The organism is Nocardia sp. NPDC057353 (assembly GCF_042667085.1).
GTDB lineage: Bacteria > Actinomycetota > Actinomycetes > Mycobacteriales > Mycobacteriaceae > Nocardia.
The window spans coordinates 1-25,679 of the sequence record NZ_JBHVAK010000066.1; the positions used below are offsets into that span (position 1 = coordinate 1).

Consider the following 25,679-nt stretch of genomic DNA (forward strand, 5'->3'; position numbering starts at 1 on the left):
CCCGGAGGGCCGGACGGCCACTCCTTGAAAGCCACTACAGGCAAGAACCGATCAGCCACATCCGACCCTCCTGGGCCGCCTGACAACTTACGGAGAACCGATGAGCACGGCCACCAGCCCGGCCACGACCGCGCACGCCGCCGACACCCACGACCTGATCCGGGTCAGGGGGGCGCGGGAGAACAACCTGAAGGACGTCAGCGTCGAGATCCCGAAGCGCAGGCTGACGGTCTTCACCGGCGTCTCCGGCTCCGGCAAGAGCTCGCTGGTCTTCGGCACCATCGCCGCCGAGTCGCAGCGCATGATCAACGAGACCTACAGCGCCTTCGTGCAGGGCTTCATGCCGAACCTGGCGCGCCCGGACGTGGACGTGCTGGAGGGGCTGACCACCGCCATCATCGTGGACCAGGAGCGGATGGGCGCCAATGTGCGCTCCACCGTCGGCACCGCGACCGACGCCAACGCCATGCTGCGCATCCTGTTCAGCAGGCTCGGGCAGCCGCACATCGGCAGCTCGCAGGCGTTCTCCTTCAATGTCGCCTCGATCAGCGGCGCCGGGGCGGTGACGGTGACCAAGGCGGGCGGCCAGGAGGTGCGCGAGCGGCGCGAGTTCAGCGTCACCGGCGGCATGTGCCCGCGCTGCGAGGGCATGGGCAGCGTCTCCGACTTCGACCTGACCCAGCTCTACGACGACAGCAAGTCGCTGGCCGAGGGGGCGCTCACCATCCCCGGCTACAGCATGGAGGGGTGGTACGGCCGGATCTTCATGGGCTCCGGCTTCCTGGACCCGGAGAAGCCGATCCGCAAGTACACCAAGCGCGAGCTGAACGACCTGCTCTACAAGGAGCCGGTGCGGATCAAGGTGGACGGCATCAACGTCACCTACGAGGGGCTCATCCCCAAGATCCAGAAGTCGTTCCTGTCCAAGGACCGCGAGGCCATGCAGCCGCACATCCGCGCCTTCGTGGACCGGGCGATCACCTTCAGCGCCTGCCCGGACTGCGGCGGCACCCGGCTCAGCGAGGCCGCGCGCTCGGTGAAGATCGACGGCGTCAGCATCGCCGACGCCTGCGCCATGCAGATCAGCGACCTGGCCGAGTGGGTGCGCGGGCTGGACGACCGCTCGGTGGCCCCGCTGCTGGAGACGCTGCGCCAGACCCTGGACGGCTTCGTCGAGATCGGGCTCGGCTACCTCTCGCTGGACCGCTCCTCCGGCACGCTCTCCGGCGGCGAGGCGCAGCGCACCAAGATGATCAGGCACCTCGGCTCCGCGCTCACCGACGTCACCTACGTCTTCGACGAGCCGACCATCGGGCTGCACCCGCACGACATCCAGCGGATGAACGAGCTGCTGCTCCGGCTGCGGGACAAGGGGAACACCGTGCTCGTGGTCGAGCACAAGCCGGAGACCATCGTGATCGCCGACCACGTGGTCGACCTCGGCCCCGGCGCGGGCACCGAGGGCGGCACCGTCTGCTTCGAGGGCGATATCGCCGGGCTGCGCGCGTCCGACACCCGCACCGGCAGGCACCTCGGCTACCGCGCCGAGCTGAAGGAGTCGGTGCGCACGCCGACCGGCGCGCTGGAGATCCGCGGGGCGACGCAGAACAACCTGCGCGGCGTCGACGTGGACGTGCCGACCGGGGTGCTCACCGTGGTCACCGGCGTGGCGGGGTCCGGCAAGAGCTCGCTCATCCACGGCAACCTGGCCCGCCGCGAGGGTGTCGTCGTGGTCGACCAGACCGCGATCAAGGGCTCTCGCCGCTCCAACCCGGCCACCTACACCGGCCTGCTCGACCCCATCCGCAAGGCCTTCTCCAAGGCCAACGGCGTGAAACCCGCGCTCTTCAGTGCCAACTCGGAGGGGGCCTGCCCCACCTGCAACGGCGCGGGGGTGATCTACACCGACCTCGCCATGATGGCGGGCGTCGCCACCACCTGCGAGACCTGCGAGGGCAAGCGCTTCATGGCGGAGGTGCTGGAGTACAAGCTGGGCGGCCGCGACATCAGCGAGGTGCTCGGCATGTCGGTCGCCGAGGCCGAGCGGTTCTTCGCCGAGGGCGATGCCCGCACCCCCGCCGCGCACAAGATCCTGGACCGCCTCGCCGACGTCGGGCTCGGCTACCTCAAGCTGGGCCAGCCGCTCACCACGCTCTCCGGCGGCGAGCGGCAGCGGCTCAAGCTCGCCACGCACATGTCCGAGAAGGGCGGCGTCTACGTCCTGGACGAGCCGACCACCGGCCTGCACCTCGCCGACGTGGACCAGCTGCTCGGGCTGCTGGACCGGCTGGTCGACTCCGGGAAGACGGTCATCGTGATCGAACACCACCAGGCGGTCATGGCGCACGCCGACTGGATCATCGACCTCGGGCCCGGGGCCGGGCACGACGGCGGGCTGGTGGTGTTCGAGGGGACGCCCGCGGACCTGGTGGCCGATCGGAAGACGCTGACCGGTACCCACCTCGCGGAGTACGTGGGCGCCTAACGCCCGCGGGCGGTGGCCAGCAGCTGCTCGACGCTCGCGATCTTCACCCGCGGTCGGCCCTGCGCCGCGCCGCGGGTGCGCTCGGCCTGATCCAGGGTCTGCCACCCGGCCCGGTCGACGACATCGGGGTTGCGCTGCCGGACCAGCTCGGCGAGGGCGTCGCGGTCGGCGGCGGGGGTGGTGAGGCTGCCCGCGATGAAGTCGTCGAGCAGGGCGCCGACGGTCTCGGCGGCGTCGGCGCGGTTGGAGCCGATGACGCCGCGCGGGCCGCGCTTGATCCAGCCGCTCACGTAGACGCCGGGGGCGACCCGGCCGCCGTCGTTGGGCACGATGCCCGCCGCGTCGTCGAAGGGCAGCCCTGGCACGGGTCTGCCGCGGTAACCGATGGCGCGCAGGACGAGCGATGCCTCCAGGGTGGTCCGCTGGTCGGTGATCGAGGTGCGGCCGTCGACCTGCTCGGTGCGGGCGGTGGTGAGCGTCTGGACGCGGTCCGCGCCGCCGAGCTCGACCGGCGCGGCGTGGAAGGCGAAGCGGATGCGGCGGTTGCCCTCGGTGCGCGGCCGCTCGGCGTACTCGCGGGCCAGCCGCAGCTTCCACTCGGGGGCGTGGCCGTCGGCGGTGAGGTCGGCGAGGTCGGTCGGGTCGAGTATTACGTCAACGCCGGGGAGGTGCCGCAGCGCCAGGAACTCCGCCGCGGTGTAGGCGGCTTCCAGCGGGCCCCGGCGTGCGAGCACGGTGACCTCGCGAATGTTGCTGTGCCGCAGCGCCTCCAGCGCATGGTCGGCGATGTCGGTGCGGGCCAGGTACTCCGGGTCGGCGGTGAGCACCCTCGCGATGTCCAGCGCGACATTGCCGTTGCCGACCACGACGGCGTGCTCGCCGGAGAGGTCGAAGGTGTGCCCGGCGTGGTCGGGGTGGCCGTTGTACCAGGCCACGAAGTCGGTGCCCGCGTGGCTACCGGGCAGCTCCTCGCCGGGGATGCCGAGCCTGCGGTCGGCGCTCGCGCCCACCGCGTAGAGCACGGCGTGGCAGTGTGCGAGCAGGTCGTCGTGCGTGAGGTGGGTGCCGATCTCGGTATTGAGGTGCATGCGCAGCGCGTCGCGCTTGAAGGCGGCGGTGAACATGTCGGCGACGCCGCGGGTTTCGCTGTGGTCGGGGGCGACGCCGTAGCGCACCAGCCCCCACGGCGTCGGCAGCCGGTCGAACATCTCCACCTCGACCCGGCCGGTGCCGAGCAGCTGCTCGGCGGCGTAGCAGGCGGCCGGGCCGGTGCCGACGATCGCCACCCGCAGCGGCTCCCGGTCCCGCGGCAGCCTGCGCGGCGCGGCGGCGGGGGCGAGGTCGGTCTCCAGCGGGTGCCGCTGGAAGTACCCGGCATTGATCTCCGGGTAGCGGGCCAGCGCGGGCGGCAGGTCCTCCTCCGCGTAGACCGCGCCGACCGGGCAGGCCTCGAAGCAGGCGCCGCAGTCGATGCAGGTGTCCGGGTCGATGTAGAGCATCTCGGCGGTCGCGAACTCCGGGTCCTCCGGCCGCGGCCGGATGCAGTCGACCGGGCACTCGCTGACGCAGCTCGCGTCGTTGCAGCAGCGCTGCGTGATGACGTAGGCCATGGAACGGCCCCCTCTCCGGCGTCCTGGACAGCTTGTTGGACAGCTGTCTGGACGATACTACGGGAGGGGGCCGATCGGTGCTGCTACCGGGCCGAGCGGTCGTCGGCCGCCAGGTGGGTGATGGCGAGGTCGCGCAGCACGATCCCGGGCGGGCTCGCGTGGATCGCGCGGGCCGCGCTCAGCAGCTCGACCAGGGTGAGCTGCTCCGCCGGGTGCAGCCCGTCGGTCGGGTGGAACTCGACGGTGGCGGTGCCGGTTCCGGCCGCGCTGGTGCTGACCACGCGGTAGCGCAGTGGCACGGCGCCCTCCACGCTGCGGACCGAGCGGTAGCGGGCGCGGGTACCGAGGTCGTGGTCGGCGACCACCTGCCGCACCGCGCCGGTGTCGTCGGTCCGCACCTCGACGGCGACGGTGGCGGTGTCGGTGCCGCGCGTCCCGAAGGCGCCGTCCTCCAGGGTGCGGAGGCCGTCGACGTAGTTCCCGGCGACCGCCTCGGCCGCGGCCCGCGCGCTCTCGGCGTCGGCGCCGAGCTCGGGCAGGACGATCTCCTCGATCAGCTCGATGCGGGTGATCTCCCTGGTCGCGGCGGCGAGCGAGCGGGTGAGCCTGGCCGCGACCGCGGACTGGTGGCCGCCGGTGGCGTGCAGCGTCACCGATCCCGCCGCGCAGGCCGCCGTGAGCTCGTCCAGCGGCAGGGCGTCCAGCGGGAGCGCCGTGACCACGTTGCGGCCCGCGCTCAGCAGCGCGGCGAGCTCGGCGGGGTCGGGGGAGAGGTGCAGCACCACGGGGGAGTGCTCGGTGACGACGACGTCCGGGTGCGCGGCGATCCGGTCGGCCAGCGGCCCGGTGCCGAGCACCGCGACCGGGATCGGGGAGGTCATGCCGTCGTCTCCAGTCGGTAGCGGGGGGTGAGGTCGGGGGTGGCGACGCCGGGCGGCGCCGCGCAGAGCGCGGGGACGACATCGAGCATGGCCTTGACCGAGATGTCGGTGACCGCGGACCAGTCGCCGCTGTAGGTCTCGTCGTCCAGCTCGTTGCGCATCTCGATCCGGGCCGGGCTGCCGTCCAGGGTGATCACGTGCCCGCCCGCGAGGCTGCGCGGGTGGTCCGGGCCGAGGTGCGCGTTGCCGGGGCCGACGTGCCAGCACTCGGCATTGGTCATGAAGAGCCGGTCGCCGATGTAGCCGCGGTAGCTCATGTGGATGGCGCCGACCGAGCCCGGCTCGATCACGCTGCCGCCCGCCTCGATCCGCACCCTGGCGGGCACCGGGTACACGTGCCGCTCCACCCGGACCTGGTCCGCGCTCGCCCCGAACAGCACGTGCCCCACGTTGGAGAGCACCGCGTCGAAGTAGAAGTGCTGCATGAGCGCGATGGCGTGGTCCGAATCGACCGCGCTCAGCGGCATGCCGAAGCCGAGGCTGGCCAGCCCGCCCCACATGCCGTCCGGTGCCGAGGAGAGGTCGCCGACCTCCAGGAACTTCACCTCGCGCACCTCGTCCAGCAGCCCCGCCAGCCGCAGCAGCAGCTGCTCGACCATGAGGCCGGGGTGCAGCCCGGTGCCGTGCAGCGAGACCCCGCCCCGCTCGCAGGCGGCCTGCAGCCTGGCGCCGGAGGCCCGGCGCGGGATCGCCCGGTCCACCACCGGCTCGGCGAGCCGCTCCAGGACCGAACGGGCGGGCCGCGCGGGACCCGAATCGGCCACGCGCATGAGGGTTTTCAGCGCGGTGAGGGCGTGCGGCAGCTGCGGGCCGAAGGCATTGCCGGTCACCCGCATGCGGGACACGGTGCTCAGCACGTCGAGCGCGGGCCGGGTCTCGGTGAGCCAGGTGGGCATGGCCGGGTTGTGGTAGGCGGCCGCCGACACCACGTTCTTGCCGGACTCCAGCAGCTCCAGCACGTCGGCGTCGGCGCCCTGCACCAGCGCGGGCGTGGTGGGGGTGTGCACGACGCAGTCCGCGTCGAGCGCGAGGATCTCCGCCTTCGACGTGGTCGCGGCGATGCCGACCGGGGGCAGCCCGACCAGCTCGCCGATGTCGACGCCGTGCTTGTGCGGGCTGAACACCTTCACCCCGACGACCTCGAAATCGGGCGACTCCAGCGCGGTGCGCAGTGCCCGCCCGCCCATGTCGCCGGGGCCCCAGATGATGAGCCGATACGGACCTGTCACAACCGCCTCCTCGCCGTTCCGCGTATGTCTAGCACGGTGGCGATGAGAAAGGTTGGCTTTCAGTCTCTTATTTTCTCAGCCGAGCCGCGATCTTGACTGGCGATCAAGAAGCGCTTAGTTTCTTGGCCGTCGCCCAAGAACGAGGAGTGCACCATGACCACAGCGCGGCGGGACGTCACCTTCCGCTCCGGCTCGGATACCTGCGCGGCCTGGCTCTACGGCGCCGACCCGGCGGGCCCCCGCACCCCGCTGGTGGTCATGGGGCACGGCCTCGGCGCGGTCAGGGAGATGCGGCTCGACGCCTACGCCGAGCGCTTCGCCGCGCGGGGCTGGGCGGTCCTGGTCTTCGACTACCGGCACCTCGGCGCCAGCGGCGGCGAGCCGCGCCAGCTGCTCGACATCGGCCGCCAGCTGGCCGACTGGCACGCGGCGCTGGCCTTCGCCCGCGGGCTGTCCGGGATCGACCCGAGCCGGATCGCACTGTGGGGCAGCTCCTTCGGCGGCGGCCACGTGCTCCGGGTGGCGGCCGAGGACGGCGCGGTGGCCGCGGTGGTGGCGCAGTGTCCGTTCACCGACGGCCGCGCCTCGGTGTGGTCGCGGCTGCGCTCCGGCCTCCCCAGCGCGGCCGCGCTCTTCGCGGCGGGCCTGGTCGACGCGGCCGCTGCCCGGCTCGGGGCGCGTCCGCTGCTGGTGCCGATGGCGGGCGCGCCCTGGATGCCCGCCTTCCTGGTCTCGCCGGACACCCTGCCCGGGTCGTCGGCGCTGCTGCCGCCCGGCACCAGGATCTCCGCGCGCACCAGCGCCGCGCTGCGCAGGCTGCCCCGGCTGCGGGCCCGCCTCGCCGACGTGCTGACGCTCAGCGAGCGCGGCGCCGCGGCGCCGGGCCGCGATTCCATCTGGGGCGTCCTGACCGGCCCCGGCGGCGAATTCACCGCCGCCAACGCGCTCTCCGCGCGGCTGGTACTCCGGCTCCCGTTCTACCGGCCCGGCCGTGACCTGCGCCGCGGCACCGCGCCGACCCTGCTCTGCGTCTGCGACGCCGATGTCGCCGCACCCGCCGCCACCACCCGCCGCCACGCCGCCGGGCTCGCGCACGTCCGGATCCGGGACTACCCGTGCGCGCACTTCGACATCTACGTCGGCGCCGCATTCGAACGCGCCGTCGCCGACCAGATCGATTTCCTGGCCGAGCGGTTCAGCTGACCGCGGTGCTCGTCGCGCCGCGCAGCACGGCCGCGAGCACGGCCCGCTTGCGCGCGGGCTCGACGGGGTGCATGAGCAGCCCCTCCAGCACGTAGACGGCGATGGTGGCCAGCTCGTCCACCCCGTCCTCCGGCACCCCGAGCGCGGCGAACTCCAGCCGGAGCAGCGCGTCGGTGAGCGCGTGGAAGCGCTCGTGCCACTCCCGGATGCTCGCCGATTCCTCGCTGCGCGCGTGCACCGTGGTGACCAGCGTGCTCATCCGCTCCAGCTCGGTGAGCACCCAGAGCAGCCGCTCGACCGGCTCGAGCGGCTGCAGCTCGCCGGAGCGCTCCAGCGCGTCCGCCATGACCTCGTCCAGCACCGCGATCAGGATGCCGTCCTTGTCGCCGAAGTACCAGTAGACGGTGTTCGAGACGACGCCGGCGGCGCGGGCGATCCGGGTCATGGAGACCGCCTCGTAGCCCTCGTCGAGGAAGAGCGCGCGCGCCGCCGTGACGATCTCCGCGCGCTTCTCCTCCCGGTCGCGGGGACGTCTGTTGCGCGGCATGGCCCGATGCTAGCCGGACATAGACATACATTCGGAATGTATGTAAATTGGCCGACAGATCATCCGGCACACGAAGGGGACGGGGCCATGACCGATTCACACAGCCAGGCGCTGGGCGCGCGGCACGAGGTCGAGCTGCCCGGCGGGCGCATCCGCTACCACGAGACGGGGGAGGGGCCACCGGTCGTGTTCGTGCACGGGCTGCTGGTCAACGCGAACCTGTGGCGTGCGGTCGTGCCGCCGATCGCCGCGGCGGGGTACCGCTGCATCACCCCGGACTGGCCGCTCGGCGCGCACGCGATCCCGGTGCCCGCGGCGGACCTCACCCCGCCCGGGATCGCCGACCTGATCGCGGCCTTCCTGGAGCGGCTCGACCTCACCGACGTCACCCTCGTCGCCAACGACACCGGCGGTGCCATCACCCAGGTGCTGCTCGCCCGCGATCCGAGCCGGGTCGGGCGGGTCGTGCTCGCCTCGGTGGACTGCTACGAGCGATTCATGCCGCCGCCGTTCGACGCACTCGGCGTCCTGGCCCGGGTGCCCGGCGTGGTGCGCGCGGCCACCGAGCTGCTGAAGATCGAGGCGCTGCATTCGCTGCCGCTCGCCTTCGGCCGGGTCGTCAAGCACCCCGTGCCCCCGGAGGTGGTGGCGGGCTACCTCGCGCCGAGCAGGCACTCCGCCGCGATCCGGCGCGACCTGCGGCGCTTCCTGGTCGCCGCGCGCAAGCGGCACACCCTCGAGGCGGCGCGCAGCTTCCCCGATCTCACGCTGCCGGTGCTGGTGGTGTGGGCGCGGGAGGAGAAGCTCTTCCCGGTCCCGCTGGCCGAACGGCTGGTGGCCGAGCTGCCCAACGCGACGCTCCGCCTGATCGACGACGCCTACACCTTCCTCCCGGAGGACCAGCCGGATTTGCTGAGCGCGCTGATCCTGGAGTTCACTCGGGAGCATGCCGCGCCGTAGCCAGCTGGACCGCACCCGCAGTACCAGGGGGCGGCTGGAGGAGGCGGGGCGCGCGCTCTTCGCCGAGCACGGCTTCGGCGCCGTCTCGGCCGAGCAGATCGTCACCACCGCCGGGGTGACCCGCGGCGCGCTGCAGTATCACTACGGCGACAAGCGCGGCCTCTTCGTCGCGGTGCTGGAGCAGCTCGAGCGGGACAACACCGACGAGCTGGTGGCCGCCATCGCGGGCGCCCCGCCCTCGGACGACCCGACGGCGGGGCTGCGCGCCGGGCTCGACGCCTTCCTGCGCATCTGCCGCCGGCCGGAGATGGTCCGGATCGCGCTCTCCGACGCCCCCGCCGTGCTCGGCTGGGACGCCTGGCGCGAACTGGAGGCCAGACACGGCCTCGGCCTCATCGTGCTGCAGCTGGAGGCCGCGCGCGGCGCCGGGCTGCTCGCCGCGGACGCGCCGGTCCGCATGCTGGCGCAGCTGGTGCTGAGCGCGGTCACCGAGGCGGGGATGATCGTCGCGCACGCCGAGGACCAGGCCACCGCGCACGCCCGCGCGCTCGACGCCCTCGTGCTGCTCATGGCCGGGCTGCTGCGCGGCTGACCCGGCTCAGAACGCCGCTTCGTCCAGCGCCATGACCTCGGTGTCGAGCTCGGCCAGGATCGCGCGGACGGCGGCCAGCTCGGGCAGCACGGTCCGTGCGAAGAACTGCGCGACCGCCACCTTGCCCTCGTAGAAGGCGCGCTCCTCGGTGCCCGCGTCCAGCGCGGCGACGGCGATCCCGGCCTGGTGCAGCAGCTGCCAGCCGATGAGCAGGTCGCCGACGGCGAGCAGGAAGCGCACCGAGCCGAGCCCCACCTTGTACAGCTCGGCGGGATCCTGCTGCGCGCCCATGAGGTAGCCGGTGAGCGTGGCGGTCGCCGCCTGCACGTCCGCCAGCGCGGTGGCGAGCAGCGCGCGCTCCCGCTTGAGCCTGCCGTTGCCCGCCCCGCTGTCCAGCGTGCGCTGGATCTGCCCGGCCAGGTGCCCGAAGGCGACGCCGCGGTCGCGGACGATCTTGCGGAAGAAGAAGTCCTGCGCCTGGATCGCCGTCGTTCCCTCGTAGAGGCTGTCGATCTTCGCGTCCCGGATGTACTGCTCGATCGGGTAGTCCTGCAGGTACCCCGAGCCGCCGAAGGTCTGCAGCGCATCGGTCAGGTGCCGGTAGGCGCGCTCCGAGCCGACGCCCTTGACGATCGGCAGCAGCAGGTCGTTCACGCGCGCCGCCAGCTCCGGGTCGGCCCCCGAGACCTGTTCGGCCAGTACCGGGTCCTGGTGCGCCGCCGTGTAGAGGTAGATCGCGCGCAGCCCCTCGGCGTACGCCTTCTGCATCATGAGCGCCCGCCGCACGTCGGGGTGGTGCACGATGGTCACCCGCGGCGCCGACTTGTCCGCCATCGCGGTCAGGTCCGCGCCCTGTACCCGCTGCCTGGCGTACGCCAGCGCGTGCAGGTAGCCGGTGGAGAGCGTGGCGATGGCCTTGGTGCCCACCATCATCCGCGCGTGCTCGATCACGTCGAACATCTGCGCGATGCCGTTGTGCACCTCGCCCACCAGCCAGCCCTTCGCCGGAACGCCGTGCCCGCCGAAGGTCAGCTCACAGGTGGTCGAGGCCTTCAACCCCATCTTGTGCTCCAGACCGGTCACGAAAACGCCGTTGCGCTCGCGGTTCTCGCCGGTCACCGGGTCGAAGTGGAACTGGGGCACGAAGAAGAGCGAGAGCCCCTTGGTGCCCGGCCCTGCCCCCTCCGGGCGGGCCAGCACCAGGTGCATGATGTTCGGGAAGAGCACGCCGGAGTCGCCGTTGCTGATGAAGCGCTTCACGCCCTCGATGTGCCAGGAGCCGTCCTCCTGCGCGATCGCCCTGGTGCGGCCCGCGCCGACGTCGGAGCCCGCGTCCGGCTCGGTGAGCACCATCGTGCCGCCCCAGCCCGCCGCGGTGCCGAGCCCGGCCCAGCCGCGCTGCTCCTCGGTGCCGTTGGCGTACAGCACCGAGGCCATGTGCGTCCCCGCCATGCCGTAGAAGAACGCGGCGGGCTGCGCGCCGAGGATCAGCTCGGCCGCGGCCCAGAACACCGTGCGCGGCACCCCGGGGCCGCCCAGCTCGGCGGGGAGCCCGAGCTGGTGCCAGCCGCCGTCGGTCATGGCGCGGAACGAGCGGACGAACTCCTCCGGCAGCGTGACGGTGTGCGTCTCCGGGTCGAAGACCGGCGGCGTGCGGTCGGCGGCGGCGTAGGAGGCGCCGAGCGGCCCCTCCGCGAGCCGTCGCACCTGCTCCAGCAGCTCGGTGACGGTCGCGGCGTCCAGGTCGCCGAAGGCGCCGCTCGCCAGCGCCCGCTCCAGCCCGAGCACCTCGAACAGGACGAACCGGAGATCGCGAACATTGCTCCTGTAGTGCGACATTGAGGCCCCCATCGACGATCCGAACGCGCGAAAAAAGCGAATGAGGTTCTGTGGCAGAGTCATTCGCCGACAGTCGCATTCGCCTGATTCATGATCGCACAGACCGGGCGGAAATAGTGGGCCACCCGTGAGGGGTCACTCGCTCTGCATAACCCACTGACCCTTGCTGTCCCGCTTGGCGCGGTGCAGGCTGGTGTCCGCCGCGTGCAGCAGCGACTCGGCGTCGGCGTGCGCGAGCGGGGTGACGACGACGCCGATGCTGGCGGAGACCTCCAGCGGGACGCCGTCCACCGGAATCGGCTCGGAGAGCGCGGTGAGCAGGCTGTTCGCCACCGCGGCCACCTGGGTCTCGTCCGCGGGCGGCGGGATGAGCGCGAGGAACTCGTCGCCGCCGAGCCTGCAGACGAAGCTGCCGTCGCGCTGCGTCGTCTCGGCGATCCGATCGGCCACCGCGACCAGCACCCGGTCGCCCGCGCTGTGGCCGTAGTGGTCGTTGACCTGTTTGAAATGGTCCAGATCGGCGAAGCACAGCCCGACCCGGTCGGCGCTGCCCGCGGTGGCGATCAGGTGCTCGATGTGCTCCAGCAGGTAGCGCCGGTTCGGCAGACCGGTGAGCGAATCGTGCCTGGCCTGGTGGTGCAGCTCCTGCTGCAGCAGGTGCCGCTCGGTGACATCGGCGCCGACCGCGAGCAGGTAGTCCGGCCTGCCGCCCGCGCCGCGCACGAAGGTGATGGCGAAGGCCATCCAGCCGACGCTGCCGTCGGCGCGCACCAGCCGCTGGTCCAGCGTGACGGTGCCCTCGCCGGTCGGCACCAGCTGCTCGTAGAGCAGGGTGCGGATGCGCTCCCGGTCGTCCGGGTGCGCGAAGTCGTAGACCGAGATGCCGCGCAGGTCGTTCGGCTTGGTGCCGATCATGTCGGCGAGCGCGCGGTTCGCCTCCAGCAGGACGCCGTCGGTGTCGCCGATGGCGATGGCGACCGCGGCGTTGTCGAAGAGGACCCGGAAGCGGGTGTCCTGGTCGTCGTGCTCCTCGCCCGCGGCCGTCGAGCGGCCGCGCTGGATCTGGTGGCCCTGCCCGAGCGCGGCCAGCAGCCCCGCGAGCCTGCGGTGCGCGTCCGGGTGCGCGCTGGCGTCGGCCAGCCCGTGCAGCACCTGGGCCGAGACCACCGGGACGTCGGGGTGGGTGAGCCCCGCGCCCCAGAGCGCGGCGCCGACCCTCGACCCCGCGCTCGCGTCGAAGGTCTCCGCCTCCAGCGCCGCCACGAGCTGGTTGACCAGCCCCGGGAGCATCATCGGCCCGCCCGGCCCGCCGCCGGGCGCGACACCGCCGGTGGCCAGTGCCTGCCACCAGATCCGAGCCAGTGCGGCGCCGCCGCTGCCGTCCACAACACCCCCGTCGATCTGTCGCGTTCCCCGGCCTGCGGAGTGTGCCGGGGATGCTGCTGTGATTCCCCCGACAATAGTCCCCTGTGGCCGGATTCCGGCAGCGCGGCGGCTCCGCGCCGGTCAGCCCAAGCGATTCTCCTCGAAGATCGACCGGCCCTTGTACCGGTGGGTGGTGATCTGCCAGACCCAGGTGGCCTGGACCGCGCCGAGCAGGTCGGCGACGTGCGCGGTCACGCCGCCGCCGGCGTCGATCTCGGGGCGGGCCGCCACCGCCCGCTCGATACCGGCGCTGACCTGCCTGAACTCGGTCAGCCGTTCGCGCACGATCGTGGCCGCGTCGGTCACCGCGCCCGCCAGCCCGCCCGCGGGCGCCGCCAGCAGGCACATCGGCACCAGGTTGAAGTCGGCGCCGTCGGCGATGCACTCCTTCTCGAAGGAGAAGATGTCGTTCATGAGCGCGCCGATCTCCACCGTGAGCTGGCGCAGGGTGCGCAGCTCGGCGGCGAGCCCGGCCGCCTCCAGCCGCGCCCAGTCCAGGTAGGAATCGCGGCCGAACTCGCAGAGCGCGATGGCCGGGTACATCCCGGACACGTGCGAGCGCAGCTCGATGTAGCCCGCGACCGAGAGCACGTCGCCCCTGGTCCTGGCGTTCTGGTCGCGGATGGCGGGGCGCAGGTGCCCGGCGGTGTCGGCCAGGAAGCCGCGCAGCCACGCCGGGTCCGCGAGCGCGGCGGTGCGCTCCAGGTACTCGTGCGTCGCGGTCTCCACCGGCTCCGGATCGGCGGCGGGACTTCCGGTTTCGAGCAGTCGGGTGAGCCTGCGCACGGTCTCGCCCGCCGCCGCCTGCTGCGCCGGGGTGAGCGCGGCGAACTTCTCCCGGCCCACGGTGTCGTTGAGCCAGAACAGGATCGCGTTGTAGATGCCGATCAGCGTCATCCGCTCCGCGGTCACCGCGTTCGGGTGCAGGTACGGCGTCATGCTGTTGTAGTGCGAGCCGCCCGGCTCCAGCCAGATGCCGTGTCTGCGGCAGAACTCCTCCGCCCCGGCCAGCGCCTCGTCCCCGAATCTGTTGGGCGCGAATCCCGCGCAGTACTCCTCGATATCGCTGCCCGCGGTGCTGAACAGCTTCCGCAGCGACCACCCTCGACCGGTCTCCAGCAACTCGTCGTATTCGGTCCGCATGAGCGCGAGCCGCGCCTCGACCTCCGGCGTGTAACGATCCACCACAGCACTCCTTCTAGCTTCCCCTTACACCGTAAGAGGCGGCGGCCGGAAATGTGGGCCGGACGGCGTTCTCGGGTGGGACAGCGAACATCCTGCGCGCCAATGGAATCGATTCGGCAACCGAAATCGAGGGCCGCCGACTCTTGCGCACTGGAATATGTTCGTGTTCACTTACGTAAGTAGATACGAACACTTACGACCCTGGAGGACACCGTGAGCGCACACCCCGTTGCCATGTTCGACGTGACCAGCCCCGACCCGGCCCGCGCCGCGACCTTCTACGCCGAACTCTTCGGCTGGGGCGCCGGGCCGGAGTTCGACGGCTACCGGCTGCTGGACACCGGCGCCGAGGTCGGCGCCGCCGTCGGCCCCTCCTACGGCCCCGGCGACCTCGGCGTGAAGGTGTACATGCGCGTCGACGACCTGGCAGCCTCGATCGCGCGGGCGGTGCGGCTGGGCGGCGCCGAGGTGGTGCCGCCGAGCGACCTGCCGGAGGGGTACGGCCGGTTCGCGGTCGTCGCCGACCTGGACGGCTTCGCGGTCGGGCTGTGGAGTGCCTGAGAGCGCGGCCGCGGGCTGGTTCGACGACGACGGCGCGGACGAGGTCTTCCGCGCGCTCGCCGAGCCGCGCCGCCGGGCGATCCTGCGGCTGGTCGGGGCACACGAGCTGGCGGCGGGGGAGATCGCGGGGGCGTTCGAGATCAGCAGGCCCGCGGTCAGCCAGCACCTCGGGGTGCTGCGCGCGGCCGGGCTGGTGAGCGAGCGGCGCTCGGGGACCAGGCGGCTCTACCGGGCCGAGCCGAGCGGCGTGGAGCAGGCCAGGCTGGCGCTGGAGGGGATCTGGTCCGCCGCGCTGGCCAGGGCCGCGGAACTCGCCGAGGAGGAGCCGAGATGAGCAGGAACGCGGATTCGGAGCCGGAGGGGCGGGTGCTGCCGCTGGCGCGCCCGCCGATCCGGCGCAGCGTGCTGGTGCGCGCGCCGCGCGAGCGCACCTGGGCGGTCTTCGTCGGCCGGATGGCCGAGTGGTGGCCGCTCGACTTGTTCTCCGCGGGGCGCGAGCGGGTCCGCGACGTCACCGTCGATCCGCGCGTCGGCGGCACCGTCGCCGAGGTGTGGGACGACGGCACCACCCTGCCCTGGGGCGAGGTGCTGACCTGCGCCGAGCCCGAGCACTTCGCCATGACCTGGAACATCACCGGCACCCCGACCGAGGTGGCGCTGCGCTTCCGCGCGGTGGCCCCCGCCCTGACCAAGGTCGACCTGGAGCACACCGGCTGGGACCGGCTCTCCGCCGACGAGCTGCGCGCCGACTGCGCCCTGCCCGGCGGCTACTCCGGCGGCGCGATCGCCACCGGCTGGGACCGCATTCTGGCCGCGCTGCAGCGCGCGGCCGCCGAGGAGGACGAATGATCACCGACGACGCCATGCTGGCCCTGCTCGCCGGCTCCCGCGAGTACACCGTGTGCGTGCTGCGCCCCGGCCCCGCCGCCGACCGCGCCGACCGGGACCGGCTGCTCTGGGAGCACGGCAGGCTCAACTGCGACCTGCGCGAGCGGGGCCTGCTCTCGATCACGCTCCGGATCCCGGAGTCACCGGAGTTCGCCGGGGTCGGGGTGTACGCCTGCGGGCCGGAGCGGGTGCGCGAACTGCTCGCCGACGACGGCGCGATCGCCGCGGGGGTGCTGACCTACGAGCTCTTCGCGGCGCAGGGCATCCCCGGCGACGCGCTGCCATGACGGGCGATACGCGACGATGATCGACCGATCAGCAGATCTTCTGCACCGCGGCCGCCCGCTCCCGCGCTCCTAGGCTCTGACCTGTTCGAGCCGCACACCCCGGCGCCGAATTGATCAACGGCACCGGGGTTTCCGGCCGGATCAGGACATCCGACCTGGAGGGAGCCCGCCATGCCCGGCGAGGAAACGCCCCGGCGCGCCGCCCCGAGGAAACTCGCGGTGGACAGCCCGTACCTGCACCGCCTGCAGCGCCGCCACTTCCTGCTCTTCGACGTGGCGCCGATCTTCGGCACGCTCGCCGCCTTCGCCTTCCTGCTGGTGCACCCGCTCGGGGTCACCGAGATCGCGCTGCTGGTCGGCGGCTGGGCGGCGACCGGGCTGGCGATCACCGTCGGCTACCACCGGCTCTTCACCCACCGCACCTTCCAGGCCGCGCCCGCGGTGCAGGTGGTGCTCGCGGTCGTCGGCTCGATGGCGGGGCAGGGCGGCGTGCTCTCCTGGGTCGCCATCCACCGCAGGCACCACGAGAACGCCGACCGCGCGGGCGACCCGCACTCGCCCAACCTCTCCGGCGGCGGGCTCCGCGGCCGGGCGCGCGGGCTGCTGCACTCGCACTTCCTCTGGATGCGCCGCCACGAATACCCGAACATCGTGCACTACGCCCCCGACCTGCTGAAGAACCGGCGGCTGCTGCGGGTGTCGCGGTACTACCACTGGTGGGTCGCGCTCGGCATGCTGATCCCCGCGGTGATCGGCGGGGTGGTGTACCAGAGCTGGACCGGCGCGGTGAGCGGGTTGCTGTGGGGCGGGCTGGTGCGGATGTTCGTGCTGGAGCACATCATCTGGGCGATCAACTCCTTCCTGCACATGTTCGGTACCAGGCCGTACCGGGCGCGCGGCAACAGCCGCAACGGCGGCGTCTTCGCGCTGCTCTCGTTCGGCGAGTCCTGGCACAACAACCACCACGCCTTCCCGGACTCGCCCTCCTTCGGCCTGCAGTGGTACCGGCTCGACCCCGGCTACTGGCTGATCTGCCTGCTCGCCGCCGCCGGGCTGGCCTGGGACGTCGAGGTGCCGTCCCGGAGCAGGCTGGACGCCAAGCGCCTCCGCCCCGCCGCCACCGCATGAGAACGGACGGACCCATGGACCGCACAGAGATCGTCACCTGGAGCCGCGGCTACCTCGCCGAGGCGCTCGGCGTTCCGCCCGAGACCATCGACCCCGCCGCCGATTTCGACCGCATCGGGGTGGACTCGGTGGTGGCGGTGGCGCTGCTCATGGAGATCGAGCAGCGCTACGGCGTCGACATCCCGCCGGACGAGCTGTTCGACGAGCCGACGCTGGACGCCGTCGCGGGGTACATCGTCGAGCGGGCAGGGCAGGCCGCATGACGACGACGACGACGGCGGCGCGCGCGGAGTCGGCGGCGGCGGCCGTCCGGCACCACTACGACGTGGGAAACGCGTTCTACGCGCTCTGGCTCGACCCCTCGCTCACCTACTCCTGCGCCATGCCGAGCGGCCCCGGCGACACGCTGGAGGCCGCCCAGCAGCGCAAGCTCAGCTACCACCTGGACGCGGTGCGCGCGCACGAGGCCACCGACCTGCTCGACATCGGCTGCGGCTGGGGCGCGCTGCTCGCCGTCGCCGCGAGCGAGGGCGTCGCGCGCCCGACCGGGCTCACCCTGGCCGAGGAGCAGGCCGCGCACGTGCGCGCGCTCGACCTGCCCGGCACCGAGGTCGCGGTGCGGAACTGGCTGCACTACGAACCGGGGCGGCGCTTCGACGGCATCGTCTCGATCGGCGCCTTCGAGCACTTCGCCACCCCGGAGGACAGCCCGGCGGCGAAGATCGCGATCTACCGCGCCTTCTTCGAGCGCTGCCTGGACTGGCTGCGCCCCGGCGGTGCGCTCTCGCTGCAGACCATCGCCTACGCCAACATGCGCCGCGACCAGGCGAACTCCTTCATCCAGCGGGAGATCTTCCCGGCGGCCGACCTGCCGACGCTGGCCGAGATCGCCGCCGCGGCGGACGGCCTGTTCGAGGTGCGCGCGGTGCGCAACGACCGGCTGGACTACGCCTGGACCTGCGAGCAGTGGGCCGCCCGGCTCCGGGCCCGCCGCGCCGAGGCGGTCGCCCTGGTCGGCCCCGAGGTCACCGAGCGGTACGAGCGCTACCTGCGGCTCTCGGCGCTCGGCTTCCGGATGGGCAAGATCGGGCTGCTGCGCATCGTGCTGGAGCCGTACCGCAGCGGCTGGTTCACCGGAGGCGGGGGCGGCCGGTGACCGCGGCCCCGGTGCGGTTCAACCCGTTCACCGACGAGTTCCGCACCGACCCGTACCCGATGTACCACGCGCTGCGCGCCGCCGCCCCGGTGCACCGCACCATGGGCATGTGGGTGCTGACCCGCCACGCCGACGTGCGCGCCGTCCTGCGCGACCGCGGGTTCGGCGTCGATGTCATCCCGCGCGCCCTGCGCAGGCAGGCCGAGCGGCTCGGCGTCGGCGACACCGAGCGGATCGACCGGCTCGGGCGGAGCTCGCTGGTCTTCACCGAGAACCCGGACCACGCGCGGCTGCGTGCCCTGGTGAACCGGGTCTTCACCGCCTCCGCCGCGGCCCGGCTGCGCCCCCGGGTGACCGCGCTCGCCGAGCGGCTCGCCGCCGATCTGCGCCGCACCGGCGAGACCGAACTCGTGGCGTCCTTCGCCGGGAGACTCCCGGTGCTCGCGCTCTGCGACTGGCTCGGGCTGCCGGAACACCTGCACCCGCTGGTCGGCGGCTGGACGCACGACATCCGATTCCTGCTGGAGCCCGGGCTCATGACCGCGGCCGACTTCGCCGGGGTGCGCGCCGTTGTCGACACCTTCACCGCCGAACTGCGCGCGGTCATCGACCGCCGCCGCACCGAGCACGGCGACGACCTGCTCAGCCTGCTGCTCGCGAGCCGCACCGGCACCGGCGACCGGCTCACCGACGACGAGCTGGCCACCATCGGCATCATGTGCTTCGTCGCCGGGGTGGAGACCACGAAGTCGCTCATCGGCAATGCCGTGCTCGCGCTCACCGCGCACCCGGAGTGCCAGGACCGACTGCGCGCCGACCCCGCGCTCACCGGCGCCGCGGTCGCCGAGGTGCTGCGCTACGACAGCCCGCTGCAGCACACCAAGCGGGTCGCCCGCCGGGACACCCCGCTCGGCGACCGGGTGATCCGGGCGGGCGACGAGGTGCTGCTCTGCCTCGGCGCCGCCAACCGCGACCCGGCGGCCTTCCCGGAGCCGGACACCTTCGACATCGCCAGGCGAGCGCCGGGGCACCTGGCCTTCGGCCACGGCCTGCACGGCTGCCTCGGCGCCCCGCTGGCCGAGCTGCAGGCCCGCATCGCGCTTGAGTGCCTGCTCCGGCTGCCGGGCAGGCTGGTGCGCGCGGGCGAGCCGGAGTGGCAGGACCACAGCTTCATCGTGCGCGGCCCGCGGCGGCTGCCGCTCGCCGTCGAGACCGCCTGAGGGGAGAACCCCGTGCTGCTGCCGGACGTCCTGCGCGAGCGCGCCCGCACCGCGCCCGCGGCCACCGCCTATGTCTTCCTGGACGAGCACGGCGCCGAAACCGCCGCGCTCACCTACGCCGGGCTCGACCTGCGGGCCCGCGCGGTCGCGGCCAGGCTGGCGGCGGTGGCGGGCCCCGGCGATCGCGCGCTGCTCGCCTTCCCGCCCGGGCTCGACTTCGTGGTCGCCTTCTTCGCCTGCCTGTACGCCGGGGTGATCGCGGTGCCGGTGCAGCCGCCGCGCCGCGGCCGCGCGCACCCCGCGCTGCCCGGCATCGTCGCCGACTGCGCGCCCGCGGTGCTGCTCACCGTGGCCGGGCTCGACATCGGGCTGCCGGTGCCGGCGAGCATCGCGGTGGATGCGGTGCCCGCGCACGGCCCCGCGCTCGACCCGCGCCCCCGCACCGGCGACGACCCCGCCTTCCTGCAGTACACCTCCGGCTCGACCGGCGCGCCGAAGGGCGTGGTGGTGACGCACCGGAACCTGACCGCCAACCAGGAGATGATCCGGGCGGCGTTCGGCCACGACGCGCGCTCCACCTTCGTCGGCTGGGCCCCGCTGCACCACGACCAGGGGCTGATCGGGAACGTGCTGCAGCCGCTGTACCTGGGCGCGCCCTGCGTGCTGCTGGCGCCGCTGACCTTCATCCGGCGGCCGCTGCTCTGGCCCACCGCCATCGCGCGGTACCGCGCGCACACCAGCGGCGGCCCCAACTTCGGCTTCGACGCCTGCGTGGCGCACGCCGCGAAGGCGGGTGTCCCGGCCGGGCTCGACCTGAGCAGCTGGCGAGTCGCCTTCAACGGCGCCGAGCCGATCCGCGCCGAGACGCTGCGCCGCTTCGCCGAGACCTTCGCGCCGTACGGCTTCGACCCGGGCGCGCTGTACCCCTGCTACGGCCTCGCCGAGGCGACGCTGCTGGTCAGCGGGAGCGTCCCGGGACGGGGGCCGCGGGAGCTGCGGGCGAGCAGCGCGGCGCTCGCCGCGGGCACGCTGCGCGCGGCCGAGCCGGGGGAGCCGGGGCGGGAGCTGGTCGGCTCCGGGCGCCCCGCGCCGGGCGTGCGGATCCGGATCGTGGACCCGGAGACCGGGCAGCCGTGCCCGGCGGGGCGGATCGGCGAGATCCTGGTCGCGGGCGCCCACGTCGCGGCGGGGTACTGGCGCAACCCGGGGGCCACCGCCGCGGGGTTCGGCCCCGGCGGGCTGCGCACCGGCGACCTCGGCCAGTTCGCCGACGGCGAGCTGTACGTCACCGGCAGGTGCCGGGACCTGATCATCGTGCGCGGCCGCAACCACTACCCGCACGACCTGGAGCACACCGCGCAGGCCGCGCACCCGGCGGCGCGCGCGGGCGGCAGCGCCGCCTTCACCGCGGGCCGGGACGACCACGTGGTCCTGGTGCAGGAGGTCGAGCGCGGCACCCCGCCGTCGGCGGCGGCCGAGATCGCGGGCGCCGTCCGCGCCGCCCTGCTGCGCGACCACGAGCTCGCGCCCGGCGCCCTGGTCCTCACGGTGGCGGGCGCGCTCCCCAAGACGAGCAGCGGCAAGATCATGCGCAGCGCCGCGCGTGCGCACCACCTCGGTGCAGGCTTCGAGCGGTGGGGTGACCCGCCGGTCAAACCGGCCGCGCGATGAACCTTCCGCCAACTCGATAGCACGGATGTCCGGATTTCGTCGCGAGTTCACCGCAGCGCCACTGTTCCGGCGACCGCGCGGCCGGACAGGTTCATCTGCGGTTACCTCTCGCCGCTAGCGTTTTTCCTACGCGGAAAGAGGGGCAGTCGCATGGAGTTCCGTCATCTGGTTTCGTTCATCACGATCGCCGAAGAACTGCATTTCGGCCGCGCGGCGCAGCGCTTGCACCTGACCCAGCCGAGTCTCAGCGCGCAGCTGCAGAAGCTGGAGAAATCACTGGGGGTCCAGCTGGTGGCCCGCAACTCGCACGAGGTGAAGCTGACCCCGGCCGGGCGGGAGTTCGAGGCCCAGGCCCGGCTGGTGGTGGCCCAGCTGGACCGGGCCGCCGAGGCCGCCAAGGCCACCGCCGCCGGGCGCTCGGGCAGGCTCGACGTCGGGTACAACCTCCCGGCCAGCAGGCACGTCCTCCCGGCCGCGCTGACCGAGATGACCGAGCGGCACCCCGACATCGAGGTCTCGCTCTGGGAGAAGCGCACCGGCCCGCAGCTGCAGGCGCTGCTGGACGGCACACTCGACATCGGCATGGTCTACGGCCACCCCAGCTCGGCGGAGTTCAGGTACCGGCGGCTGCTGCACCGGGTGCCGCTGGTCGCCGTGGTCGGCCGCAGGCACCGCTGGGCCGAGCGGCCCGGCGTTCCCTTCGCCGAGCTGGCCGGGCAGGACTGCGTGCTCTTCGCCAGGGAGCAGTGTCCGGCCATGTACGACTCGATCTTCCGGGCCGCCGCGCAGAACGAGATCTCGCTCGCGGTCACGCACACCGCCGACGACCCGGGCGCCACCGCGCACATGGTGTCGGTGCGCCCGCTGGTCGGCTTCGCCTCGCTGCCGCGCGCCATCTCGATGGGGATGGGCGGGCCTGGCAACGGCTCGGTGGCGGTGAAGTTGTTCGACCCGGTGCCCACCCTTGATCTGTACGCGGTGTGGCGGGCGAACGAAACGAAACCGGCGGTCGAGCTGTTCCTGGATTGCCTGGATTTCCCCGACCCGGTGCACATCGATACTGCCGCCGCCGTTCCGACCCGCGCGGTTGGATAGGCGTTGACATTCGCGCGGTAGGAAGGGCCTGCGCGATCGGATATCGGTTCGTGATCCACCGGAGAATTCTGTGGTGTGAACACAGTTTCGGTGGCCGAGAACGGTTTCGACATAGCGGATACCGAGAGTCTGCACTCGGTGGTCGCGGGTGCCGCGCAGCGGCATCCGGAGCGGATCGCGCTCAGCGGCGCGGACGGCACCCGGCTGACGAGCGCCGAGCTCGACCGCCGGGTGCGGGCGCTCGCCGCGGCGCTGCTGCGGCGCGGGGTCGCGCCGGGTGACCGGGTCGCGATCCTGGGCCGCACCACGGTGGAGTGGGCGCTGCTCGATTTCGCGGCGCTCGCGATCGGCGCGGTGGTCGTCACGGTCTACCCGACCTCGTCGCAGCCGCAGATCGAGCACATCCTCGCCGACAGCGGCAGCGCGCACTTCGCCGCCGAAACGGCGGCCGACGCCGAGCGGCTGCGCGCCGCGGGCGCCGACCGGGTGTGGCTCTTCGCCGAGGTCGCGGCGTGGTCGACCGGTGCCGAGGAGCCGGGGCTTGACCGGGTGATCGGCGCGGTGCGCGCCGCCGACCCCGCCATGATCGTCTACACCAGCGGCACCACCGGGGTCGCCAAGGGCTGCGTCATCACGCACCGCAACATGTTCGTCTCCGCCGCGAACACGGTGCGCCGCACCGGGGCCATGTTCGAGGCGGGCAGCACGGTGCTCGCCCTTCCGCTGGCCCACGTCTTCGGCCAGACCATGCTCTTCGCCTGCGTCTTCGGCGGCAGTACCACGCACCTGCTGCCCGCCATTCCCGACCTGGTCCCCGCGCTGCCGACGCTGCGCCCGACCTTCCTGCCGATGATCCCGTACGGCCTGGAGAAGATCCGCAAGTTCTGCCGGACGACGCTCGCCGCGGGCGAGGAGGCGGCCGCCGTCGAACGCGGGCTGGAGCTGCTGCGCAACGGCGAGATCCCCGCGCCCGCCGAGCATCCGGTATACGCCGCGCTCGGCGGGCGGCTGCGCGCGGTGATCTCCGGCGGCGCCTCGCTGGACGAGTCCACCCAGGGCTTCTACGCCGGGTTCGGGGTGCAGCTGCTGAACTGCTACGGCCTCACCGAGGCGGCCACCGCGGTCACCGTGAACGCGCCGGAGACCAACCGCTTCGGCACCGTGGGGCGGCCCATCCCGGCCACCGAGGTCGGCATCGCCCCGGACGGCGAGGTGCTGGTCCGCGGCCCGCACGTCTCGCCGGGGTACTGGGGTGCGGCGGCCGGTCAGCCGATGGCCGACGCCGACGGGTGGCTGCGCACCGGCGACCTCGGCGAGCTGGACGCCGACGGCTTCCTCACCATCACCGGCAGGCGCAAGGAGATCCTGGTGACCTCCGGCGGCAAGAACGTGGCGCCGACCCCGCTGGAGGACCGGGTGCGGCTGCACCCGCTGGTGAGCAACTGCATGGTGGTCGGCGACGGCCGCGACTTCGTCACCGCGCTGGTGACGCTCGACCCGGACCAGCTGGCCCGCCGCCGCGCCGCCGATCCCGGGCTCGATCCCGACGCCGAGGTCGAATCCGCGGTGGCCGAGGCGAATTCTCTGGTCTCCCGCGCGGAATCCATCCGCGCATTCCGGATCGTGGACGGCGACTTCACCGTCGAGGAAGGGCTGCTCACTTCCTCCCGGAAACTTCGCCGGGCCGCGATCGAAAAGGCGTACGCGGCCGATATCGCCGCGCTCTACGCACCGCGCACCGTCGCGCGCTAGCCCCTTTTCATTCACCGATCGGAAAGTGAAGCGAAATATGTACGACGTCATCGTTGTCGGTACCAGGGTGGCCGGTTCGCCGCTGGCCATGCTCCTCGCCCGCCAGGGGTACCGCGTCCTCGCCGTCGACCGGGCCACCTTTCCCAGCGACACCCCGTCGACCCACTACATCCACCAGGCGGGCTCCGGCTTCCTGAAGTCGTGGGGGCTGCTCGACCGGGTCGTGGCGACCGGTGTCCCGGCGATCCGGCACCTGAACTTCTCCTACACCGACATCAATATCGCGGGCTTCGCGCGCACCGCGCCGGACGGCGTCGACGCGGTCTACTGCCCGCGCCGTACCGCGCTGGACACCGTCCTGGTCGAGGCGGCGGGCGAGGCGGGCGCCGAGGTGATCCAGGGCTTCACCGTGAGCGGGCTGGTCTTCGACGGCGACCGGGTCGTCGGCATCCGCGGCAGCGAGGCGGGCGGCGCCGAGAAGGAGTTCAGGGCGAAGCTGGTGGTGGGCGCGGACGGCGCCAACTCCACCGTGGCCAAGGCGGTCGGCGCCGCGACCTACGAGGGCTCCGCGGCCGCGTGCTTCATCTACTACTCGTACTACGACGGCGTGGACTGGGGCATGCAGCACCGCACCGGCTTCGGCGAGCAGCAGTTCGCGGGCTGGCCGACCAACGACGGCCAGACCCTGGTCGCGGTGATGCGCAAGCGCGACCGGTTCCGCGAGTTCCGCCAGGACCCCGACGCGGGCGTGCAGGAGATCGTGAGCCAGGTCGACCCGGAGCTCGGCGAGCTGCTGCGCGACAAGGGCACCAGGGCCGAGCCCTTCCGCCCGATGCTGTACCCGGACAACTACCGCAGGAAGTCCTACGGCCCCGGCTGGGCGCTGGTCGGTGACGCCGGTTACCACAAGGACCCCTTCACCGGCTGGGGCATCACCGACGCCTTCAAGTACGCCCAGCTGCTCTCGGAGAAGATCCACCAGGGGCTCTCCGGGGAGCGCCCGCTGGACGAGGCGCTCGCCGAGTACCAGGTCGAGCGGGACGCGCAGAGCGCGAGCACCTACGAGCTCACGCTGAGCATCTCCGAGCTCACCCTGACCCCGTACTACGACTCGGTGTTCCGGGCCACCAGCATGGACGCCGAGTACATCAAGAACTTCTTCGGGCTGATCGCGGGCATCTACCCCCCGGAGAAGTACTTCGGCGAGGAGGAGCTGGCCGCGCTCTACGAGAAGGTGAACTTCCCGCAGGCGGCGCGGCACGTCACCAAGGACGGGGTGACCGCGTGAGCGCCGCCCTGGTCGCGCTCGGCGACAGCTTCGTGGAGGGGCGCGGCGACGACGCGCCCGGCGGCGGGTACCGGGGCTGGGTGCCCCGGCTCGGCGGCCAGCTCGGGCTGCGCCCGGCCACCGTGCGCAACCTCGGCGAGCACGGCGCCACCACCACCGCGGTTGTCGAGCGGCAGCTGCCGCGGGCCTTCGCCGCCCGCGCCGGGCTCTACGGCGTGGTCTGCGGGGTGAACGACCTGGTCAGCGACTTCCACCCGGTGCGGTTCGAGCGCAACCTGCGCACCCTGTTCAGCACGCTGCGGGCCGGCGGCGCCACCGTGGTCACCGCCAACTACCCGGACATCCCGGCCCGGCTCCCGGTGCCGCCCGGCATGCGCGCGCTGCTGCGCGAGCGCTTCGCCTTCGCCAACGCGGTGCTCGGCGAGGTCACCGGCGACACCGGCGCGCTCCTGCTCGACCTGGCGGGCGACCCGGCCTGGGCGCGGCCCGAGATGTGGACCGCCGACGGACTGCACCCGGCCCCGCTCGGCCACCACACCTTCGCCGTCGCCGCCGCGGGCGCCGTCGCCGACCGCACCGCCACCACCGTCGCCGCCTGACACCCGCCCGCTCCGAGA

24 protein-coding genes are annotated in these 25,679 nt (G+C 72.9%); 17 read left to right on the forward strand and 7 right to left on the reverse strand.

Annotation, left to right across the window (positions count from 1 at the left end; all coding sequences use genetic code 11):
• The first annotated feature begins 100 nt into the window (after positions 1-100).
• Positions 101-2,485 (forward strand): ATP-binding cassette domain-containing protein, encoded by a 2,385-nt coding sequence (locus ACFUUZ_RS26670; protein ID WP_378700849.1) that lies wholly within the window; start codon positions 101-103, stop codon positions 2,483-2,485.
• On the opposite strand, the gene ACFUUZ_RS26675 is transcribed toward ACFUUZ_RS26670, so the two are convergent.
• The 3 genes from ACFUUZ_RS26675 to ACFUUZ_RS26685 form a co-directional block, all read right to left on the reverse strand.
• Complete coding sequence (locus ACFUUZ_RS26675) at positions 2,482-4,095, reverse strand: FAD-dependent oxidoreductase (protein WP_378700851.1); 1,614 nt, start codon at positions 4,093-4,095, stop codon at positions 2,482-2,484. The genes ACFUUZ_RS26670 and ACFUUZ_RS26675 overlap by 4 nt on opposite strands.
• Positions 4,096-4,178: 83 nt before the next feature.
• Positions 4,179-4,976 carry a hypothetical protein gene (locus ACFUUZ_RS26680; protein WP_378700853.1) on the reverse strand — a complete coding sequence of 266 codons (798 nt, stop codon included), beginning with the start codon at positions 4,974-4,976 and terminating at the stop codon, positions 4,179-4,181.
• Complete coding sequence (locus tag ACFUUZ_RS26685; RefSeq protein ID WP_378700855.1) at positions 4,973-6,265, reverse strand: hypothetical protein; 1,293 nt, start codon at positions 6,263-6,265, stop codon at positions 4,973-4,975. Before ACFUUZ_RS26685 ends, ACFUUZ_RS26680 begins: the two co-directional genes overlap by 4 nt.
• Positions 6,266-6,418: 153 nt before the next feature.
• Here ACFUUZ_RS26685 and ACFUUZ_RS26690 point away from each other — a divergent pair, with 153 nt between their 5' ends.
• On the forward strand, positions 6,419-7,468 hold the full coding sequence (locus tag ACFUUZ_RS26690; RefSeq protein WP_378700857.1) for an alpha/beta hydrolase: 1,050 nt from the start codon (positions 6,419-6,421) through the stop codon (positions 7,466-7,468).
• On the opposite strand, the gene ACFUUZ_RS26695 is transcribed toward ACFUUZ_RS26690, so the two are convergent.
• Complete coding sequence (locus tag ACFUUZ_RS26695) at positions 7,461-8,015, reverse strand: TetR/AcrR family transcriptional regulator (RefSeq protein ID WP_378700860.1); 555 nt, start codon at positions 8,013-8,015, stop codon at positions 7,461-7,463. The two genes, ACFUUZ_RS26690 and ACFUUZ_RS26695, sit on opposite strands and share 8 nt — an antisense overlap.
• Before the next feature lie 87 nt (positions 8,016-8,102).
• On the opposite strand from ACFUUZ_RS26695, the gene ACFUUZ_RS26700 reads away from it, so the two are divergent.
• Together ACFUUZ_RS26700 and ACFUUZ_RS26705 are read left to right on the forward strand one after the other, a co-directional pair.
• On the forward strand, positions 8,103-8,975 hold the full coding sequence (locus ACFUUZ_RS26700; RefSeq protein WP_378700862.1) for an alpha/beta fold hydrolase: 873 nt from the start codon (positions 8,103-8,105) through the stop codon (positions 8,973-8,975).
• Positions 8,962-9,567, forward strand: coding sequence for a TetR/AcrR family transcriptional regulator (locus ACFUUZ_RS26705; protein WP_378700864.1), 606 nt, complete (start codon positions 8,962-8,964; stop codon positions 9,565-9,567). Before ACFUUZ_RS26700 ends, ACFUUZ_RS26705 begins: the two co-directional genes overlap by 14 nt.
• Positions 9,568-9,573: 6 nt before the next feature.
• Here the strand turns inward: ACFUUZ_RS26705 and ACFUUZ_RS26710 are convergent, their stop codons facing one another.
• The 3 genes from ACFUUZ_RS26710 to ACFUUZ_RS26720 all read right to left on the reverse strand — a co-directional run bounded on the left by ACFUUZ_RS26710 (position 9,574) and on the right by ACFUUZ_RS26720 (position 14,016).
• Complete coding sequence (locus ACFUUZ_RS26710; RefSeq protein ID WP_378700865.1) at positions 9,574-11,406, reverse strand: acyl-CoA dehydrogenase; 1,833 nt, start codon at positions 11,404-11,406, stop codon at positions 9,574-9,576.
• Between the two features lie 135 nt (positions 11,407-11,541).
• Positions 11,542-12,792, reverse strand: a complete 1,251-nt coding sequence (locus ACFUUZ_RS26715; protein ID WP_378700867.1) for a diguanylate cyclase domain-containing protein — start codon at positions 12,790-12,792, stop codon at positions 11,542-11,544.
• Positions 12,793-12,912: 120 nt separating this feature from the next.
• Positions 12,913-14,016 carry a terpene synthase family protein gene (locus tag ACFUUZ_RS26720; RefSeq protein WP_378700869.1) on the reverse strand — a complete coding sequence of 368 codons (1,104 nt, stop codon included), beginning with the start codon at positions 14,014-14,016 and terminating at the stop codon, positions 12,913-12,915.
• 213 nt (positions 14,017-14,229) lie between these two features.
• Between ACFUUZ_RS26720 and ACFUUZ_RS26725 the strand changes: the two genes are divergently transcribed.
• The 13 genes from ACFUUZ_RS26725 (at position 14,230) to ACFUUZ_RS26785 (ending at position 25,661) form a co-directional block, all read left to right on the forward strand.
• Complete coding sequence (locus tag ACFUUZ_RS26725; RefSeq protein ID WP_378700871.1) at positions 14,230-14,577, forward strand: VOC family protein; 348 nt, start codon at positions 14,230-14,232, stop codon at positions 14,575-14,577.
• Entirely contained in the window at positions 14,570-14,911 is a 342-nt protein-coding gene (locus ACFUUZ_RS26730; protein WP_378700873.1) for an ArsR/SmtB family transcription factor, read from the forward strand. The genes ACFUUZ_RS26725 and ACFUUZ_RS26730 overlap by 8 nt, the downstream gene beginning before the upstream one ends.
• Positions 14,908-15,426 (forward strand): SRPBCC domain-containing protein, encoded by a 519-nt coding sequence (locus ACFUUZ_RS26735; protein ID WP_378700875.1) that lies wholly within the window; start codon positions 14,908-14,910, stop codon positions 15,424-15,426. Before ACFUUZ_RS26730 ends, ACFUUZ_RS26735 begins: the two co-directional genes overlap by 4 nt.
• Positions 15,423-15,752, forward strand: a complete 330-nt coding sequence (locus ACFUUZ_RS26740; RefSeq protein WP_378700877.1) for a hypothetical protein — start codon at positions 15,423-15,425, stop codon at positions 15,750-15,752. Before ACFUUZ_RS26735 ends, ACFUUZ_RS26740 begins: the two co-directional genes overlap by 4 nt.
• A gap of 171 nt (positions 15,753-15,923) precedes the next feature.
• Positions 15,924-16,880, forward strand: a complete 957-nt coding sequence (locus ACFUUZ_RS26745; protein WP_378700879.1) for an acyl-CoA desaturase — start codon at positions 15,924-15,926, stop codon at positions 16,878-16,880.
• 14 nt (positions 16,881-16,894) lie between these two features.
• Positions 16,895-17,143, forward strand: coding sequence for an acyl carrier protein (locus tag ACFUUZ_RS26750; RefSeq protein WP_378700881.1), 249 nt, complete (start codon positions 16,895-16,897; stop codon positions 17,141-17,143).
• Entirely contained in the window at positions 17,140-18,036 is an 897-nt protein-coding gene (locus tag ACFUUZ_RS26755) for a class I SAM-dependent methyltransferase (protein WP_378700883.1), read from the forward strand. Before ACFUUZ_RS26750 ends, ACFUUZ_RS26755 begins: the two co-directional genes overlap by 4 nt.
• Positions 18,033-19,256 carry a cytochrome P450 gene (locus ACFUUZ_RS26760; RefSeq protein ID WP_378700885.1) on the forward strand — a complete coding sequence of 408 codons (1,224 nt, stop codon included), beginning with the start codon at positions 18,033-18,035 and terminating at the stop codon, positions 19,254-19,256. Before ACFUUZ_RS26755 ends, ACFUUZ_RS26760 begins: the two co-directional genes overlap by 4 nt.
• Positions 19,257-19,268: 12 nt before the next feature.
• The gene (locus ACFUUZ_RS26765) at positions 19,269-20,927 is read left to right on the forward strand and encodes a fatty acyl-AMP ligase (RefSeq protein WP_378700887.1); all 1,659 of its coding nucleotides are present in this window, start codon (positions 19,269-19,271) and stop codon (positions 20,925-20,927) included.
• A 150-nt stretch (positions 20,928-21,077) separates the two neighbouring features.
• The gene (locus ACFUUZ_RS26770) at positions 21,078-22,022 is read left to right on the forward strand and encodes a LysR family transcriptional regulator (protein ID WP_378700889.1); all 945 of its coding nucleotides are present in this window, start codon (positions 21,078-21,080) and stop codon (positions 22,020-22,022) included.
• A 75-nt stretch (positions 22,023-22,097) separates the two neighbouring features.
• Positions 22,098-23,774, forward strand: coding sequence for an AMP-dependent synthetase/ligase (locus ACFUUZ_RS26775; protein ID WP_378700891.1), 1,677 nt, complete (start codon positions 22,098-22,100; stop codon positions 23,772-23,774).
• A 37-nt stretch (positions 23,775-23,811) separates the two neighbouring features.
• The gene (locus ACFUUZ_RS26780) at positions 23,812-25,062 is read left to right on the forward strand and encodes an NAD(P)/FAD-dependent oxidoreductase (protein ID WP_378700893.1); all 1,251 of its coding nucleotides are present in this window, start codon (positions 23,812-23,814) and stop codon (positions 25,060-25,062) included.
• Positions 25,059-25,661, forward strand: coding sequence for an SGNH/GDSL hydrolase family protein (locus tag ACFUUZ_RS26785; RefSeq protein ID WP_378700895.1), 603 nt, complete (start codon positions 25,059-25,061; stop codon positions 25,659-25,661). Before ACFUUZ_RS26780 ends, ACFUUZ_RS26785 begins: the two co-directional genes overlap by 4 nt.
• The last annotated feature ends 18 nt before the right edge of the window (positions 25,662-25,679 follow it).